The organism is Sphingomonas bacterium, assembly GCF_903644135.1.
GTDB lineage: Bacteria > Pseudomonadota > Alphaproteobacteria > Sphingomonadales > Sphingomonadaceae > Sphingomonas.
Genome location: NZ_CAHJXA010000031.1, coordinates 1 through 14,866, shown reverse-complemented (window position 1 = coordinate 14,866; position 14,866 = coordinate 1). Strand labels below are relative to the sequence as shown.

Genomic DNA, 14,866 nt, shown 5'->3' with positions numbered 1-14,866 from the left:
GAGCATCATCACCTGGATCTGGCCGCCATACAGGTCCTGCATGGCCGGCGCGATGCCCTTGTACGGCACGTGCGTGAGGTCCAGGTTCGTCCGCTGCTTGAACAGCTCCATCGCCATGTGGTGGGCCGTGCCGTTGCCCGGCGACGCATAGTTCACCCGCCCCGGATTCGCCTTCACATGGGCGATGAACTCGGCCAGGTTCTTCGCCGGAAAGCTCGGGTGCACGACCAGCGCGAGCGGAAACCGTCCGATGGATGCGATGTAGGTGAAGTCCTTGTCGGGGCTGTACGGCAGGTTGGGAAAGAGATGCTCGTTGAACGCGAGCGTGGTGTTCTCCGCCTGCATGAGCGTGTAGCCGTCCGCCTTCGACCGCACCAGCAGGTCGACCGCCGGTACGGTGGACCGCCACAAGCCGACATGGCGGCTGGCCTGAAGCAGGCCAAGCGCGCCATCGCCGATCATGAACACCGCTGCCATCTCCGCCGAGCGTTTCAGCGCCAGCATCGCCGGGCCGTCGCCCGCCGGCTCGCTCACCGCTTCGCCGCCGCCGCGGTTGCCGCTGCCGCCCGTCGTTCCGCCTGCCATGCCTGCAACTCCTCCACCGCCACCGACCGGCGCAGCACCCGCGCCATCGGATCAACCAGCACCCGTGCCGCCGCTGGCGCGGCGACGAAACCACGCCCGCCGGTCATCGCCACGCGGACGATCCGCCCGTTGACCGACACCTCGACCGGCAGCGGGAAGGGCTTGCCGCCTGGTGCCTGCCAGCGCAGCTGCAGGCCGCCCGCGGTGCGGGTCTGGATCAGGTCGGGCAGCGCCGCCTGGCGCAGATAGACGTCGAAGAACCAGCCATAGTCGCGCCCCGTCACCGTCCGCACGGCACGCTCGTAATCGGCGGTCGAGCCATAGCGCGGCGCGAAATTGCCCGGCCGGGGGTCGGGCCGGCCATAGACCAGCAGCCGCAGCGTCCGCTGCCACGCCGCGTCGCCGATCTCCCAGCGCAGCGTGTGCAGCATCCACGCGCCCTTGTAATAGATGTCCTGCGACGGGCCGCCGAGCTTCTCGTCATACACCTCTTCCTCGGTGCGCTGCTTGCCGCTGATGATCGGCGCCTTGTTCATGATCTTGGCGCGCTGGTCGTCCATCATCTTGGCATAGCGCGCCTCGCCCTCGCGCCAGCGGCCGTAGAGCGGCTGCATATACTCCTCGAACCCTTCGTGCAGCCAATAGTCGTCCCAGTTGGCGGCGGTCATCTGGTTGGCGAACCATTCGTGGCCGAACTCGTGCTGGAACAACCAGTCGAAGCCGTCGATCGACTTGGCATAGGCGTTGCCATAGGCGTTGATCGTCTGGTTCTCGAGACCGAGGTGCGGCGTCTCGACCACGCCGACCTTCTCGTGGCCCCACGGATAGGGGCCGACGATGTCCTCGTAGAAGTCGAGCGTCGGCGCGAACTCGGCGAACAGCTTCTCCGCCTTCGCCTTCTCGCCGGGCAGATACCAGTAGTACATCGGGATGACGTTGCCGAACCGGCTTTTATACTTGCCCTCGATCACCTCATACGGCCCGACGTTGATTGCGACGGCATAGGTGTTGGGGTGCCGCGCGCGCCAGTTCCAGGTGGTGCGGCCGTCGGCCAGCGTGTCGACGCCGGTGAGGACGCCGTTCGACGGCGCCTTAAGCCCCGGCGGCACGGTGATGTGCATCGTCACCTGGTCCGGCTCGCCGGTCGGATAATCTAGGCACGGCCAGAACAGATCGCAGCCATAGCCCTCGGTGGTGGTCGCGAACCAGGGCTGACCACCGGGCGTCGTCGCCCAGACCACGCCCGAGTCCCAAGGGGCCTTGACCGCGATGTGCGGCTGGCCGGCATAAGCGATCCGCGCGACGACCTTGGCTCCCGCCGCGACCGGGTGGGGCAGGGTGATGGCCAGCTTGCCCTCGGGATTGCTCCACGCCGCGGGAGCCAGCGCCGTGCCGTCGATGCTGATCGCGCTGACCGGCAGGTTGCGGTCGAGGTCGACCAGCAGCCGGGTCAGCGGTGCCTTGGCGGTGAAGGTCAGCGTCGCGACCCCGCTCAGCGTCTCGGTCGCCGGCAGCACCTCGATCGCGAGGTCGGCGGCGTCGAAGCCGAGCTTCGCCTGCTCTGGATCGATCGGGCCGCCCGAGCGCGCGGTCTGGGCGCTGATCGGCGGTTCGCCCTTCTTAGGGAGGGTCGGCGTGGCGGCGAGAAGGAGGGCGAGAGCGATCATGTCGCTACCGTAGCGGTTCGTCGCGGCTCTCGAAAGCGGCAACGACTGCCGATTGATGGAACCGCAACCCTCACCATATAGTGGCCAGCAAGGGCGCTTGTTCGACGCCCACCGGAGCATCCATGACCCAGACCTACCCCGTCCTGCCGCTGCGCGACATCGTCGTCTTCCCGCACATGATCGTGCCGCTGTTCGTCGGCCGCGACAAATCCGTCGCCGCGCTGGAGGCGTCGATGGCCGCCGACAAGGAGATCTTCCTCGTCGCCCAGCTCGACCCGTCGGAGGACGATCCTGCCCGCGAGGACCTGTACGAGATGGGCGTCACCGCGACGGTGCTCCAGCTGCTGAAGCTGCCCGACGGCACGGTGCGCGTGCTGGTCGAGGGCAAGCAGCGCGCGCGGCTGGCCGAGCTGAGCGAGGACGGGGCCTATCTGTCGACCACCGTCGAGATGGTGGAGGATCGTGAGGCCGAAGGCGTCGAGGCCGAGGCGCTGATGCGCTCCGCGGTCAACCAGTTCGAGAATTACGCCAAGCTCAACAAGAAGCTGCCCGCTGAAACCGCGCAGCAGCTGGGCGAGATCCTCAAGGCATCGAAGCTGGGCGATGCGATCGCCGCCAACATCGCCGTCAAGGTCGCGGACAAGCAGGCGCTGCTGGTCGAGATCGACCCGGTCAGGCGGCTGGAGATGTTGTACGCGCTGATGGAGGGCGAACTCGGCGTCCTGCAGGTCGAGAAGAAGATCAAGAGCCGCGTCAAGCGCCAGATGGAGAAGACCCAGCGCGAATATTACCTTAACGAGCAGCTGAAGGCGATCCAGCGTGAGCTGGGCAATAGCGACGAGGAAGGCGACGGCGACGAGATCGCCGAGCTGACTGGGAAGATCGCAACGCTCAAGCTGTCCAAGGAAGCGCGGACCAAGGCGACCGCCGAGCTGAAGAAGCTGAAGACGATGGCGCCGATGAGCGCCGAGGCGACGGTGGTGCGCAATTATCTCGACGTGCTGCTCGGGCTGCCCTGGGGCAAGAAGTCGAAGATCAAGCGCGACATTGCCGCCGCGCAGGTGACGCTGGACGAGGATCATTACGCGCTGGAGAAGGTCAAGGACCGGATCGTCGAATATCTCGGCGTGCAGGCGCGTACCAACAAGCTGAAAGGCCCGATCCTGTGCCTCGTCGGCCCGCCCGGCGTCGGCAAGACCAGCCTGGGCAAGTCGATCGCCAAGGCGACCGGGCGCGAGTTCATCCGCCAGTCGCTGGGCGGGGTGCGCGACGAGGCCGAGATCCGCGGCCATCGCCGCACCTATATCGGCTCGCTGCCGGGCAAGATCGTCACCAACCTGAAAAAGGCGGGTGCCTCCAACCCGCTGTTCCTGCTCGACGAGATCGACAAGCTCGGCCAGGATTTCCGCGGCGATCCTGCATCGGCGCTGCTGGAAGTGCTCGACCCCGAGCAGAATGCGAAGTTCAACGACCATTATCTGGAGATCGACATCGATCTGTCCGACGTGATGTTCGTCTGCACCGCCAATACGCTCGACCTGCCGCAGCCGTTGCTCGACCGGATGGAGATCATCCGGCTGGAGGGCTATACCGAGGACGAGAAGCTGGAGATCGCGACCCGCCACCTCGTCGAGAAGCAGATCGAGGCGCATGGGCTGAAGGCCGGCGAGTTCGAGCTGACCCGCGAGGGGCTGCGTGCGCTGATCCAGCGCTACACCCGCGAGGCCGGCGTGCGCACGCTGGAGCGCGAGATCGCCAAGCTGTGCCGCAAGGCGCTGCGCCGCATCCTGGAGGGCAAGGCGACCAGCATCGTCGTGACGCCCGACAATCTCGCCGAGTTCGCCGGGGTACAGAGGTATCGCCATGGGCTGAGCGAGACCGAGAACCAGATCGGCGCGGTCACCGGCCTCGCCTGGACCGAGGTCGGCGGCGAGCTGCTGACCATCGAGAGCGTGACGGTGCCCGGCAAGGGCGCGGCCAAGCTGACCGGCAAGCTGGGCGACGTGATGAAGGAGTCGATCGAGACCGCCTTCAGCTTCGTCAAGGCGCGCGCGCCGAGCTACGGCATCAAGCCGTCGCTGTTCCAGCGCAAGGACGTCCATATCCACTTGCCCGAGGGCGCGGTGCCCAAGGACGGTCCGTCCGCAGGAGTGGGGATGGTTACCTCGATCGTCTCGACCATGACCGGGGTGCCGATCCGCCGCGAGGTGGCGATGACCGGCGAGGTGACGCTGCGCGGCCGCGTGCTGCCGATCGGCGGGCTGAAGGAGAAGCTGCTGGCGGCGCTGCGCGGCGGCATCACCACCGTGCTGATCCCGCAGGAGAATGAGAAGGACCTCGCCGACATCCCGCAGAACATCAAGGACGGGCTGACCATCGTGCCGGTCAGCCATGTCGACGAGGTGCTGCGCCTCGCGCTGACCGAGCCGCTGGCGGCGATCGACTGGACCGATGCGGACGAGCTTGCGGCGCTACCACCCCCAGGCGTGGCACCGGTCGGTGGCGAGGTCCATCATTGAGGCGAAGCCGGACGCGAGGTTGACTCGTATCAAGGTCATGTTCTTTATTCGGGCGACCGCCGGCGAGTCTGGCGGTGCCCAATTTCCGGGGGGACGAGTAGCATGAACAAGCAGGAGCTGATTGCGACGGTGGCCGATACGTCGGGCCTCACCAAGGGTGATGCGTCCAAGGCGGTCGAGGCGGTGTTCGATGCGATTTCGGCGTCGCTGAAGAAGGGCAACGAGGTCCGTCTGGTCGGTTTCGGCAGCTTCTCGATCTCCAAGCGCAAGGCATCGTCCGGCCGCAATCCGCGGACCGGCGAACCGATGACGATCAAGGCATCGAGCCAGCCCAAGTTCAAGGCGGGCAAGGGGTTGAAGGACTCGGTCAACTAAGATCGACCCCGGCTCCGCCGGCCACAGCCGGCGAGCCAAGACGATGCTGGACATGGTCGGCGAGCTTGGCTAGACGCGCCGCCTCCGACAGGTTCGCCGAGAACCTCGGGCGCGTAGCTCAGCGGTAGAGCACACCCTTCACACGGGTGGGGTCACAGGTTCAATCCCTGTCGCGCCCACCATCGTTGCCTCCTCGTCGGCAGCAGGCGCAAGCTTGCCTTCGCACCGGTGCATCCAGCGAGTGGCGGATCGGCAACATTCGCGCGCTCGCAGCCGCTGTCACCGAACTGTCAAATCAGAGTCACCGAACCGTCCCACGCCTCCCCTAGGCCGCGCCTCAGAACTTCCGCGCGATGCGGGGGGAGTAAAGGGGAATATCGATGAAGCTCGCCGCGTCGGCCTCGGTCGCCGTCCTGTCGTTCCTGCTCGCCGGTCAGGCGTTTGCGCAGGTCGTCTCCGATCCGCAGGCCCACCCGCAGCAGCCGTCTTCGACCGGCCCGGCGGCGAGCAACCCGGTCTCCGCCGGTACCGGCAGCGCCGCTCCGGCCGAGCAGACCACCGGTGCCGTCGACTCGAGCCAGGACACCGGCCAGATCGGCGACATCGTCGTCACCGCGACCCGGCGCGAGACCAACCTCCAGTCGACGCCGATCTCGATCAGCGTGCTCAACACCCAGGCGCTGGAGGATCGCCACGTCCTCAGCCTGTTCAACCTCGCCGACGGCTCGGTGCCGTCGCTGCGCGTCGCCACCTTCGAGGCGCGCCAGTCGGCGCTGACCATCGGCATCCGCGGCATCGTCCCCTATGACCAGAACCAGACCGCGCGCGACAACGGTGTCGGCGTCTATATCGACGGTATCGCGCTCGGTAAAACGCAGGGGCTCAACGCGGCGCTGTTCGACATCGAGCGGATCGAGGTGCTGAAGGGTCCGCAGGGCACCCTGTTCGGCCGTAACACCGAGGGCGGCGCGCTGAGCCTCGTCACCAAGGCCCCGACCGGCGTGTTCGACGGCCGTGTTGTCGGCGGCGTCGGTAATTTCGGCAGCCACAATGCCGAAATCCATCTCGACCTGCCGAGCTTCTACAACATCTCGCTCAAGATCGACGGCGTCTACCAGCACCAGGATCCGACGGTGAAGGACCCGCTGCAGGGCTCGACCGGCTGGAACTATTACGACCGCAAGGGCGGCCGCATCGCCTCGCGCTGGGAGCCGCTGGAGGGCCTGACCGCCGATTTCGCGTTCGACTATGCGCGCGACGACAACACGCCGATGTTCAGCCAGCTGCTGAACTACAATCCCAACGGCTACAATGTCGGCAATTACGCGGCGACCAGCGCCACCAATGCGACGCCCGTGCTCTATTACAACGGCACGCGCTGCAACGTCGCCATCGCCGCCACGGCGGCGGTCAATCCGGGCGGCGTGACCAATCCCTGTATCGCGCCCAAGTCGCCGATCGTCGGCGTCCATCCCGGCCGCCAGTATGTCGCCGATGTCGGCGTGCCGCAGCAGCAGAGCACCGACAAGACGCATGGCGCGTCGGCATCGTTCAAGTACAAGCTGTCCCCCGAGATCGAGCTGCGCTCGATCACCGCCTGGCGCGGCGTCCACACCGACCAGTATGATAATAGCGGCGGCCCCGAGCGCACCCCGTTCGCGCCGTCCTTCACCGGCGAGAACCTCGCGACGAGCAACAGCGGCAAGTTCAGCCGCTACAGCCTGTCGTTCCTGCGCCAGCACCAGTTCAGCCAGGAGTTCCAGGCGGTCGGCAGCATCCCGCAGCTCGACTATGTCGCGGGCCTCTATTACTTCGAGGAGCACGCGACCGAGTACGCCGCGACGCCGACCACCAACCTGTGGAACCTCGACGGCACCGGCTACACCATCCTCAGCCCCATCGTCCTGCCGACGGTGTCCTCGACCAACCAGGGCGTCCAGGTCGGCTCGCAGTTCGTGACCCGCAACAGCACCGCGAACGACCACAACTACTCGGCGTTCGGCCAGGCGACGTACACGCCCGACTTCCTGGAGACGGTGCATATCACCGCCGGCGGCCGCTACACCAAGGACAAACGCCACGGGACGCTCTACACAGTCAACAACCTGCCGACCAACTTCACCTTCGCCAATGAGACCAATCGCTTCGACCCGCTGGTCAACGTCCTGTTCGACGCGACTCCGGACATCCATCTCTACGCGAAATACTCCACCGGCTTCCGCGCCGGCGGTGCCGACGACCGCTCGCAGCGCTTCGACTCCTTCGGGCCGGAGTCGGTCAAATCCTACGAGATCGGCGCGAAGATGGACCTGTTCGACCATCGCGCCCGCGTGAACGTCGCCGGCTATATCGAGAACCGGCGCAACACCCAGTTCGACTTTGATCTGTTCGACACCGATCCGGCCAGCCCGACCGTCAACAGCCATCTGGAGGAGGCGATCAACGCCCAGGGCACCAACCACATCCGCGGTGTCGAGATCGACGGCACGATCAAGCCGATCCGCCAGCTGACGCTGAGCGGTTCCTACGCCTACACCTATTTCGACCAGCCGACCGCGACCAACCCGCTCACCGGCGTCACCCAGAGCCTGTTTATCGTCTACACGCCCAAGCACGCGGCATCGGGCGCGATCGACTATGTCATGCCGGTCAACGTCGGCAGCGCGAGCGTGCGCCTCCACCTCGACGCCAACTATGCCAGCAAGCAATACAGCTTCGAGGCCGAGCCGACCAAGACTGACTCAAGCTTCATCGTCAACGGCCGGCTCGCGCTCGCCGATATCGCGGTGACCGATCGCAACAAGGTCACCGTGTCGGTGTGGACCCGCAACCTGTTCGACCGCACCTATATCTATCGCCGCTCCGACGCGAACTCGTCGCCGGTGCGCAACTTCAACGGCCCGAACCTCGCGTCCACCGCCTATGGCGGCATCCTCGGCGACTATGGCAACCTCAACACGCCGCGGACCTGGGGGCTGGAGCTGGCGGCGAAGTTCTGATCGCCGGACGGGGAGCGGGCACGGACCATCGCGCCCGCCTCCCCGTCGCTGCCCAAGTGCTTGACGCGGGCGCGCAAACTGCGATGCGTGAGCGCATGAGTGGGACGGGTGCGCGGTCATGCGGTTGAGGCTGGACGGCAGGGCGCGGCGGCTGCTCCGCCGGATGCCGAGCGCGTATTCGACGGCCGAGCTGGCGCTGATCGCGGCGCTGGGAATCCAGAGCGCGCGTCTGGTGTGGACGGTGGCGACGCCGGTGTCGCCGCTCGGCGACTGGCGACCGGCCTCGGCGGCGCTGCCGGGATCGGCCTATGACGTGCTGACCGGCTTCGATCCGTTCTTTCGCCTGAGCGGTGAAGCCGGACCAGGGCAGGTCACGTCGCTTCGCCTGACGCTGTACGGCACCCGCATCGACGAGGCGATGGGTCGCGGCTCGGCGATCGTCGCCGGCCCGGACGGCATCCAGAAAAGCGTCGCGATCGGCGAGGAGGTCGCGCCCGGCGTCAAGCTGAAGGCGGTGGCGTTCGACCATGTCACCCTCGACCGCGGCGGCGCGGCGGAGGACCTGTTCCTCGACCAGTCGGGCGGGGCCGCGCCGGTCGTGCCGGGCGCTCCCGCCGCGCGTCCCGTCGGTGCGGCACCGATCGCCGCTCCTGCGGTCGTGCGATTGCAGAGCGAGATCGGTTTCGTCCCGCGTCTCGCCGGTGGACGGATCAGCGGGCTGGCGGTGCACGCGCAGGGCTCGGGCGCGGTGTTCCGGCAGGCGGGGCTGCGCGAGGGCGACGTGGTCACCGCGATCGGCGGAAGGCCGGTGAGCGGGCCTGCCGACCTCGACCGGGTCGCGACCGACTATGCCGGCGGCGGCAACGTGCCGGTCGTGGTGGAGCGCGGCACCCAGACCCTGTCGCTGTCGATCCCGTTGGGGGCGGCCAAGTGAGGCGGCTCACCCTCGCCGCTCTCGCCCTGGCGCTCGCCCCGATCGCGTCGCCCGCGACCGCCCAGACCACGCTCAACGTCCGCGACGCCGACATCCGCGCCTTCATTGCCGACGCCGCCAAGGTGACCGGCCGCACCTTCATCATCGACCAGCGCGTGCAGGGCAAGGTCACGGTGGTCACCGACCGGCCGCTGTCCAAATCCGAATATTTCGAGGTGTTCCTGTCGACGCTGCGCGCCAACGGGCTGGTCGCGGTGCCCAGCGTCAACGGCGTGCTGCGCGTCCAGCCGATCGACAACGCCGCCAGCCAGCCAACGCGCGTCGGCACCGGCACCGTCGGCCGCAACAGCTTCGTCACCGAGGTGGTGCGGCTCCACGCGATCGATGCAGCCTCGGCGATCGAGACGGTGCGGCCGCTGGTCAGCCAGCAGGGCGCGGTCACCGCCAATCGCGGCGGCAACAGCCTGGTGATCGTCGACTTCGCCGACAATATCCGCCGTGTGCGCGAGGTGCTGGCGCGGATCGACACCGACTCGGCCTCGACGCGGGTCGTCACCCTCAAGAACGCCAACGCCCGCGAGATTGCGACCGCGCTGCAGGCGCTGGCCGGCGGCGGAGCTGCAGGTGCGCCGGCGGGAGCGGTCGGCAACGGCCCCGGCGTGTCGGTGATCGCGGTCGAAAGCTCCAACTCGATCGCGCTGCGCGGCGATCCGCAGGGCGTCGCGCGGCTGGCGGCGGTGGCGATCGACCTCGACCAGAAGGCGAAGAGCGGCACCCAGATCCGCGTCGTGTTCCTGGAGAATGCCGATGCGGGGCAGCTCCTGCCCGTCCTGCAGCAGCTGGTCGGCCAGGCACCCGACCCGGTGCCGCAGGCGACGCTGTCGCGCTCCAATTTCGGCACCAGCAACACCAACGCGACCGGCACCAACACCAACCTCGTCCAGACCCAGCCGACCCCGCAGCAGCAGCAGCCGACCTCTGCCGGGGGCACCCCGCAGACGGCGGCGATCACCACGCAAGGGGGGCGTACCGCCGCCGTCGTCACCCGCTTCGTCGGGGCCAACGCGATCGTCATCGCCGCTCCCGCCGACATCCAGCGGCAGCTGTCGGACGTGATCCGGCAGCTCGACACCCGCCGCGAGCAGGTGCTGGTCGAGGCGATCGTCGCCGAGGTGTCGGACGCCACCGCCAGCCAGCTCGGCGCGCAGTTCGTGCTCGGCAACACCAAGGGCGGCGCGTTCGCCGCCTCCACCTTCAGCAACTCGGCCCCCAACATCCTTCAGATCGCCGGCGCGATCGGCGCGCGCCAGCTTGCCACCACCAGCACCACCGTCACTGGCGAGACGGTCGTGACCAGCACCGACACGACGCTGTCCGACACGCTGGCGCAGTCGGCGATCACCTCGATCCTGGGCGCGACCGGCGGGTTTGGCGGCGGCGCGACGCGGATTGGCGACACCATCTTCGGCGCGATCATCAACGCGGTGAAGAGCGACACCACCTCTAACCTGCTCCAGGTCCCGCACATCGTCGTCATCGACAATACCGAGGCGCGGCTGCTGGTCGGGCAGGAGGTGCCGATCACCACCGGCGAGGCGGTGTCGCTGGCCAGCGCCAACCTCAACAACGCGTTCCGCACCACCCAGCGCGAGAATGTCGGCGTCCAGCTGGAGGTGAAGCCGCAGATCAACTCGTCGGGCGCGATCAAGCTGTTCATCCACCAGCAGGTCAGCTCGATTTCGGGACCGGTGACCAGCGGCAGTTCTGACCTCATCCTCAACAAGCGCGAGGTGGAGACGACGCAGACCGTCGACGACGGCCAGATCGCGCTGATCGGTGGCTTGCTCGACGACAACGAGCGGCGGACGATCGAGAAGATCCCGCTGCTCGGCGATATCCCGGTGGTCGGTAACCTGTTCAAGTCCAAGGCGAAATCGCGTACCAAGACCAACCTGATGATCTTCATCCGCCCTACCATCCTGCGCAACGCCGAGGACAGCCGCCGCATCACCGAGCAGCGCTATGGCTATCTGCGCGTGCAGCAGGGGCTGGCGATGCCCAACGAGGAGCCGTCGATCGACCAGCTGGTGCGCGACTATATGGGCGCGGCCCCGCCGCTGCCGCCAGCGCCGATGCCGGGCAGCATCGAGGACCCGCGCGTGGGGGTGCCGGTGGTCAGGAACTCGACCAGCCAGGTCAGGATCAAGCGGCAGTGAGCAGCGCGCCGACCATCGTCCCCTACGCCTTTGCCCGCCGTTTCGGGGTGGTGCTCGACGGGCCCATGGTGGCGATGCGGGCGGGCGCGGACGCCAAGGCGCTGATCGAGCTGCGCCGCTTTCTCGGCCGGCCGTTCGAGGTCGCGACCGTCGAGCCGGCCGCGTTCGACCGCCTCCTGTCCGACAACTACGCGATGGATGGCCAGGCGACCGCCGCCGCCGCGGTCGGCATGGGTGAGCTTGACAGCCTGGCGGAGGGCATCCCCACCGCCGAGGACCTGCTCGACACCGCCGACGACGCGCCCGCCATCCGGCTGATCAACGGCATCATCGCCGACGCCGCGCGCAACGGCGTGTCCGACATCCACATCGAACCCTACGAGACCGGCCTTGTCGTGCGGATGCGCATCGACGGGGTGTTGCGTGAAACGCTGCGGATGCCGGCGCACGTCGCCCCGGTGGTGGTCAGCCGCGTCAAGGTGATGGCCCGCCTCGACATCGCCGAGCGGCGCGTGCCGCAGGACGGGCGGATGGGACTGACGTTGGGCGGCAAGCTGCTCGACGTGCGCGTCTCCACCCTGCCGTCGCGCGCCGGCGAGCGGGTGGTGCTGCGCATTCTCGACAAGGACAATGCCGGCATCGACCTGGAGGCGCTCGGCCTCACGCCGGCGATGCACCGCCTGCTGACCGAGGCGATGGCCGAACCCAACGGCATCATCCTCGTCACCGGCCCGACCGGCAGCGGCAAGACGACGACGCTGTACGCGGCGCTGCGCCTGCTCAACGACGGCAGCCGCAACATCCTGACCGTCGAGGACCCGGTCGAGTATGCCGTCGACGGCATTGGCCAGACCCAGGTCAACGCCAAGGTCGGGCTGACGTTCGCCGCCGGGCTGCGCGCGATCCTGCGCCAGGATCCCGATACGGTGATGGTCGGCGAGATCCGCGACCGCGAAACCGCCGAGATCGCGGTGCAGGCGTCGTTGACCGGGCATCTGGTGCTGTCGACCGTCCACACCAACGACGCGATCGGCGCGCTGACGCGGATGCGCGACATGAAGGTCGAGCCGTTCCTGCTCGCCTCGACGCTGCGCGCGGTGATTGCGCAGCGGTTGGTGCGGCGGCTGTGCCCGGTGTGCCGTGAGGCGGTGCCGGCGCGCGACACAGTGGCACCGCTGCTGGGGATCGACCCGGCCGCGACGGTCCATGTCGCGCGCGGCTGCGAGGCGTGCGGGCATTCGGGCTACAAGGGGCGGATCGGCGTGTTCGAGGCGGTGCGCGTCGACGACACCGTGCGCCGCCTAATCAACGACGGCGGCGACGAGGCGGCGATCGCGGCCCACGCCTTCGCGCGCACGCCGACGCTGGCGGAAGCGGCGAAGGCGCTGGTGCTGGCGGGCGAGACGACGGCGGAGGAGGCGGTGCGGGTGTCGCGCAGGGATGCGGCGGATGTGGCAGAGTTGACTATCGTCGATGCGTAGTCACCCTCACCCTTCCGCGGCTTCGGGTGCCCGTGAAAATATTACTTTCATGGGATCCTCGCCGCTCCCTCCCTCTCCCGGCGGGAGAGGGAGAGGCGCGCAGCGCCGAAGGGTAGGGTGAGTAGCCATGGCTGACTTCGCTTACACCGCCATCGACACGCGTGGGCAGGAACGGCACGGCCATGTCGCCGCCGCCAGCCTTGACGCCGCCCGCGCGCGGCTCGATCGGCAGCGTTTGTACGTCGTGCGGATTGACCCTGGCGAGGCACCGGCCGTGGCCCGCTCGCATGGGCTGTTCGGGCTGCAACTCGGCACGCCGAAGATCAGCGGCAAGCAGCTCACTCTCTTCACGCGCCAGCTCGCCACCCTCAGCCGCGTGTCGCCGCTGGAGGAGAGCCTGCGTACCATCACCCGCCAGACCGAGCAGGAGAGCGTGCGCGGCATCGTCGCCGACGTCCATGCCGGCGTCGTCGAGGGCCGCCGCCTCGCCGACGCGATGGCGCGCGCGCCCAAGTCCTTCCCCTCGCTCTACCGGGCGATGGTCGCGGCGGGGGAGAGTTCCGGCACGCTGCCGACCATCCTCGACCGGCTGGCGGTGCTGCTGGAGCGGCAGGCGGAGATTCGCGGCAAGCTGGTCACCGCGCTCGCCTATCCGACCATCCTCGCGGTGGTGGCGCTGGGCGTCGTCACCGCGCTGATGATGTTCGTCGTGCCGCAGGTGGTCGAGCAGTTCGACACGGTCGGCCAGCAGCTGCCGTTCCTGACCCGGCTGGTGATCAGCGTGTCGGCGGTGCTGGTCGGCTGGTGGTGGGTGATGCTGCTGGTCGTCGCGGCGCTGGGCATCGGCGGCTGGTACGCGCTCAAGGACCCGGCGATCCGGCTGGCGGTGGATACCGCGCTGCTGCGGGTGCCGCTGCTCGGGCGGCTGCTGCGCGACCTGCACGCGGCACGGATGGCGCGCACGCTGGGTACGATGGTGGCGAGCCGCCTCCCGCTGCTGGAAGGGCTGACGCTGACCGGCGGCACCATTCACAACCGCCGGCTGCGCCAGGCGTCGGATGAGATCGTCACCGCGATTCGCGGCGGCGGGAGCCTGTCGAGCGCGATGCGGCGCACCGGCGTCTTCCCGCCGCTGCTGACGTATCTTGCCGCGAGTGGCGAGGCGGCGGGACGGCTGGACGAGATGCTGGAGCGGGCGGCGGATTACCTGGAGCGCGAGTTCGACCGCTTCACCGCGACCGCCATGTCGCTGCTGGAGCCGGCGATCATCGTCGTGATGGGCGGCGTGGTGGCGACGATTGTGCTATCGATCCTGCTGCCGATCCTGCAGCTCAACACGCTGGCGGGGCAGTGAGGTGAGTGACATGCGCGTTTCCCACGTCACCCCGGCCTTGAGCCGGGGCCCCGCTTCTTTCGCCGACGAGGGAAGCGGGATGCCGGATCGAGTCCGGCATGACGAAGAGGGCTTCACTCTCGTCGAGCTGATGGTCGTCATCGTCATCATCGGCCTGCTCGCCACCATCGTCGCGATCAACGTGCTGCCGTCGGGCGACAAGGCGCGGGTGGTGCGGACCAGGGCGGACATCTCGACCATCGAGGGCGCGCTCGAAACCTACAAGCTGGAGAACGGGGCCTACCCGACCACCTCGCAGGGGCTGGCGGCGCTTATCCGCGCGCCGGCCGGCGTTGCCGCTGCGGGCTATCGGCCGGGCGGGTATCTGAAGGGCGGCAAGGTGCCGAGCGATGCCTGGAACCACCCGTACCTCTATGCCTCGCCGGGCACGCATGGCGATGTCGACGTCTGGAGCTACGGCGCGGACGGCAAGGAAGGAGGCACGGGCACCGATGCCGATATCGGCAACTGGGCACCGCAATAAGCCGCCAGCGCGGGAGGGGGGCTTCACCCTCGTCGAGCTGATGGTCGTCATCACCGTGATCGCGCTGGCGGCAGGCGCGGTGGCGTGGTCGCTGCCCGATCCCGCCGGCCGAGTGAGCGACGAGGCGGCGCGGTTCGCGCTGCGGGTGCGCGCCGCCCATGACAAGGCGATCGTCGAGGCGCGGCCGGTCAGCGTCTGGGTGACGGCGGGCGG

Annotated in this window: 11 protein-coding genes and 1 tRNA gene; 10 read left to right on the top strand and 2 right to left on the bottom strand. The window is 68.2% G+C overall.

Annotated features, from left to right (window positions below; translation table 11 throughout):
* Both HUU96_RS03300 and HUU96_RS03295 read right to left on the bottom strand, forming a co-directional pair.
* Positions 1-585 (bottom strand): Bug family tripartite tricarboxylate transporter substrate binding protein (locus HUU96_RS03300; RefSeq protein ID WP_254604935.1); only part of this gene is annotated, 585 nt, incomplete at its 3' end.
* Positions 531-2,252, bottom strand: coding sequence for a M1 family metallopeptidase (locus HUU96_RS03295; RefSeq protein WP_174291436.1), 1,722 nt, complete (start codon positions 2,250-2,252; stop codon positions 531-533). The genes HUU96_RS03300 and HUU96_RS03295, both read right to left, overlap by 55 nt.
* A 122-nt stretch (positions 2,253-2,374) precedes the next feature.
* Here HUU96_RS03295 and lon point away from each other — a divergent pair, with 122 nt between their 5' ends.
* The 10 genes from lon to HUU96_RS03245 all read left to right on the top strand — a co-directional run.
* Complete coding sequence (gene lon / locus HUU96_RS03290) at positions 2,375-4,771, top strand: endopeptidase La (RefSeq protein ID WP_174291435.1); 2,397 nt, start codon at positions 2,375-2,377, stop codon at positions 4,769-4,771.
* A 102-nt stretch (positions 4,772-4,873) separates the two neighbouring features.
* Entirely contained in the window at positions 4,874-5,146 is a 273-nt protein-coding gene (locus tag HUU96_RS03285; protein ID WP_174291434.1) for an HU family DNA-binding protein, read from the top strand.
* A 107-nt stretch (positions 5,147-5,253) separates the two neighbouring features.
* Positions 5,254-5,328 (top strand) — tRNA-Val (locus HUU96_RS03280).
* 198 nt (positions 5,329-5,526) lie between these two features.
* Positions 5,527-8,145, top strand: a complete 2,619-nt coding sequence (locus HUU96_RS03275; RefSeq protein ID WP_174291433.1) for a TonB-dependent receptor — start codon at positions 5,527-5,529, stop codon at positions 8,143-8,145.
* Between the two features lie 118 nt (positions 8,146-8,263).
* Entirely contained in the window at positions 8,264-9,079 is an 816-nt protein-coding gene (locus HUU96_RS03270) for a type II secretion system protein N (RefSeq protein WP_174291432.1), read from the top strand.
* Positions 9,076-11,295: a type II secretion system secretin GspD gene (gene gspD / locus HUU96_RS03265; RefSeq protein ID WP_174291431.1), complete on the top strand. Its 2,220-nt coding sequence runs from the start codon at positions 9,076-9,078 to the stop codon at positions 11,293-11,295. Before HUU96_RS03270 ends, gspD begins: the two co-directional genes overlap by 4 nt.
* Positions 11,292-12,776, top strand: coding sequence for a GspE/PulE family protein (locus HUU96_RS03260; RefSeq protein WP_438827055.1), 1,485 nt, complete (start codon positions 11,292-11,294; stop codon positions 12,774-12,776). Before gspD ends, HUU96_RS03260 begins: the two co-directional genes overlap by 4 nt.
* A gap of 127 nt (positions 12,777-12,903) precedes the next feature.
* The gene (gspF, locus tag HUU96_RS03255) at positions 12,904-14,130 is read left to right on the top strand and encodes a type II secretion system inner membrane protein GspF (protein ID WP_174291430.1); all 1,227 of its coding nucleotides are present in this window, start codon (positions 12,904-12,906) and stop codon (positions 14,128-14,130) included.
* A 79-nt stretch (positions 14,131-14,209) separates the two neighbouring features.
* On the top strand, positions 14,210-14,653 hold the full coding sequence (gene gspG, locus HUU96_RS03250) for a type II secretion system major pseudopilin GspG (RefSeq protein ID WP_174291429.1): 444 nt from the start codon (positions 14,210-14,212) through the stop codon (positions 14,651-14,653).
* The coding region (locus tag HUU96_RS03245) for a pilus assembly FimT family protein (protein ID WP_174291428.1) at positions 14,622-14,866 on the top strand (245 nt) is incomplete at its 3' end. The genes gspG and HUU96_RS03245, both read left to right, overlap by 32 nt.

Bases quoted from the DNA above. Each gene is read 5' to 3' on its own strand.
- gspG (WP_174291429.1), top strand. From the start codon at position 14,210: ATGCCGGATCGAGTCCGGCATGACGAAGAGGGCTTCACTCTCGTCGAG.
- lon (WP_174291435.1), top strand. From the start codon at position 2,375: ATGACCCAGACCTACCCCGTCCTGCCGCTGCGCGACATCGTCGTCTTC.
- HUU96_RS03270 (WP_174291432.1), top strand. From the start codon at position 8,264: ATGCGGTTGAGGCTGGACGGCAGGGCGCGGCGGCTGCTCCGCCGGATG.
- HUU96_RS03285 (WP_174291434.1), top strand. From the start codon at position 4,874: ATGAACAAGCAGGAGCTGATTGCGACGGTGGCCGATACGTCGGGCCTC.
- HUU96_RS03275 (WP_174291433.1), top strand. From the start codon at position 5,527: ATGAAGCTCGCCGCGTCGGCCTCGGTCGCCGTCCTGTCGTTCCTGCTC.
- HUU96_RS03295 (WP_174291436.1), bottom strand. From the start codon at position 2,252: ATGATCGCTCTCGCCCTCCTTCTCGCCGCCACGCCGACCCTCCCTAAG.
- gspF (WP_174291430.1), top strand. From the start codon at position 12,904: ATGGCTGACTTCGCTTACACCGCCATCGACACGCGTGGGCAGGAACGG.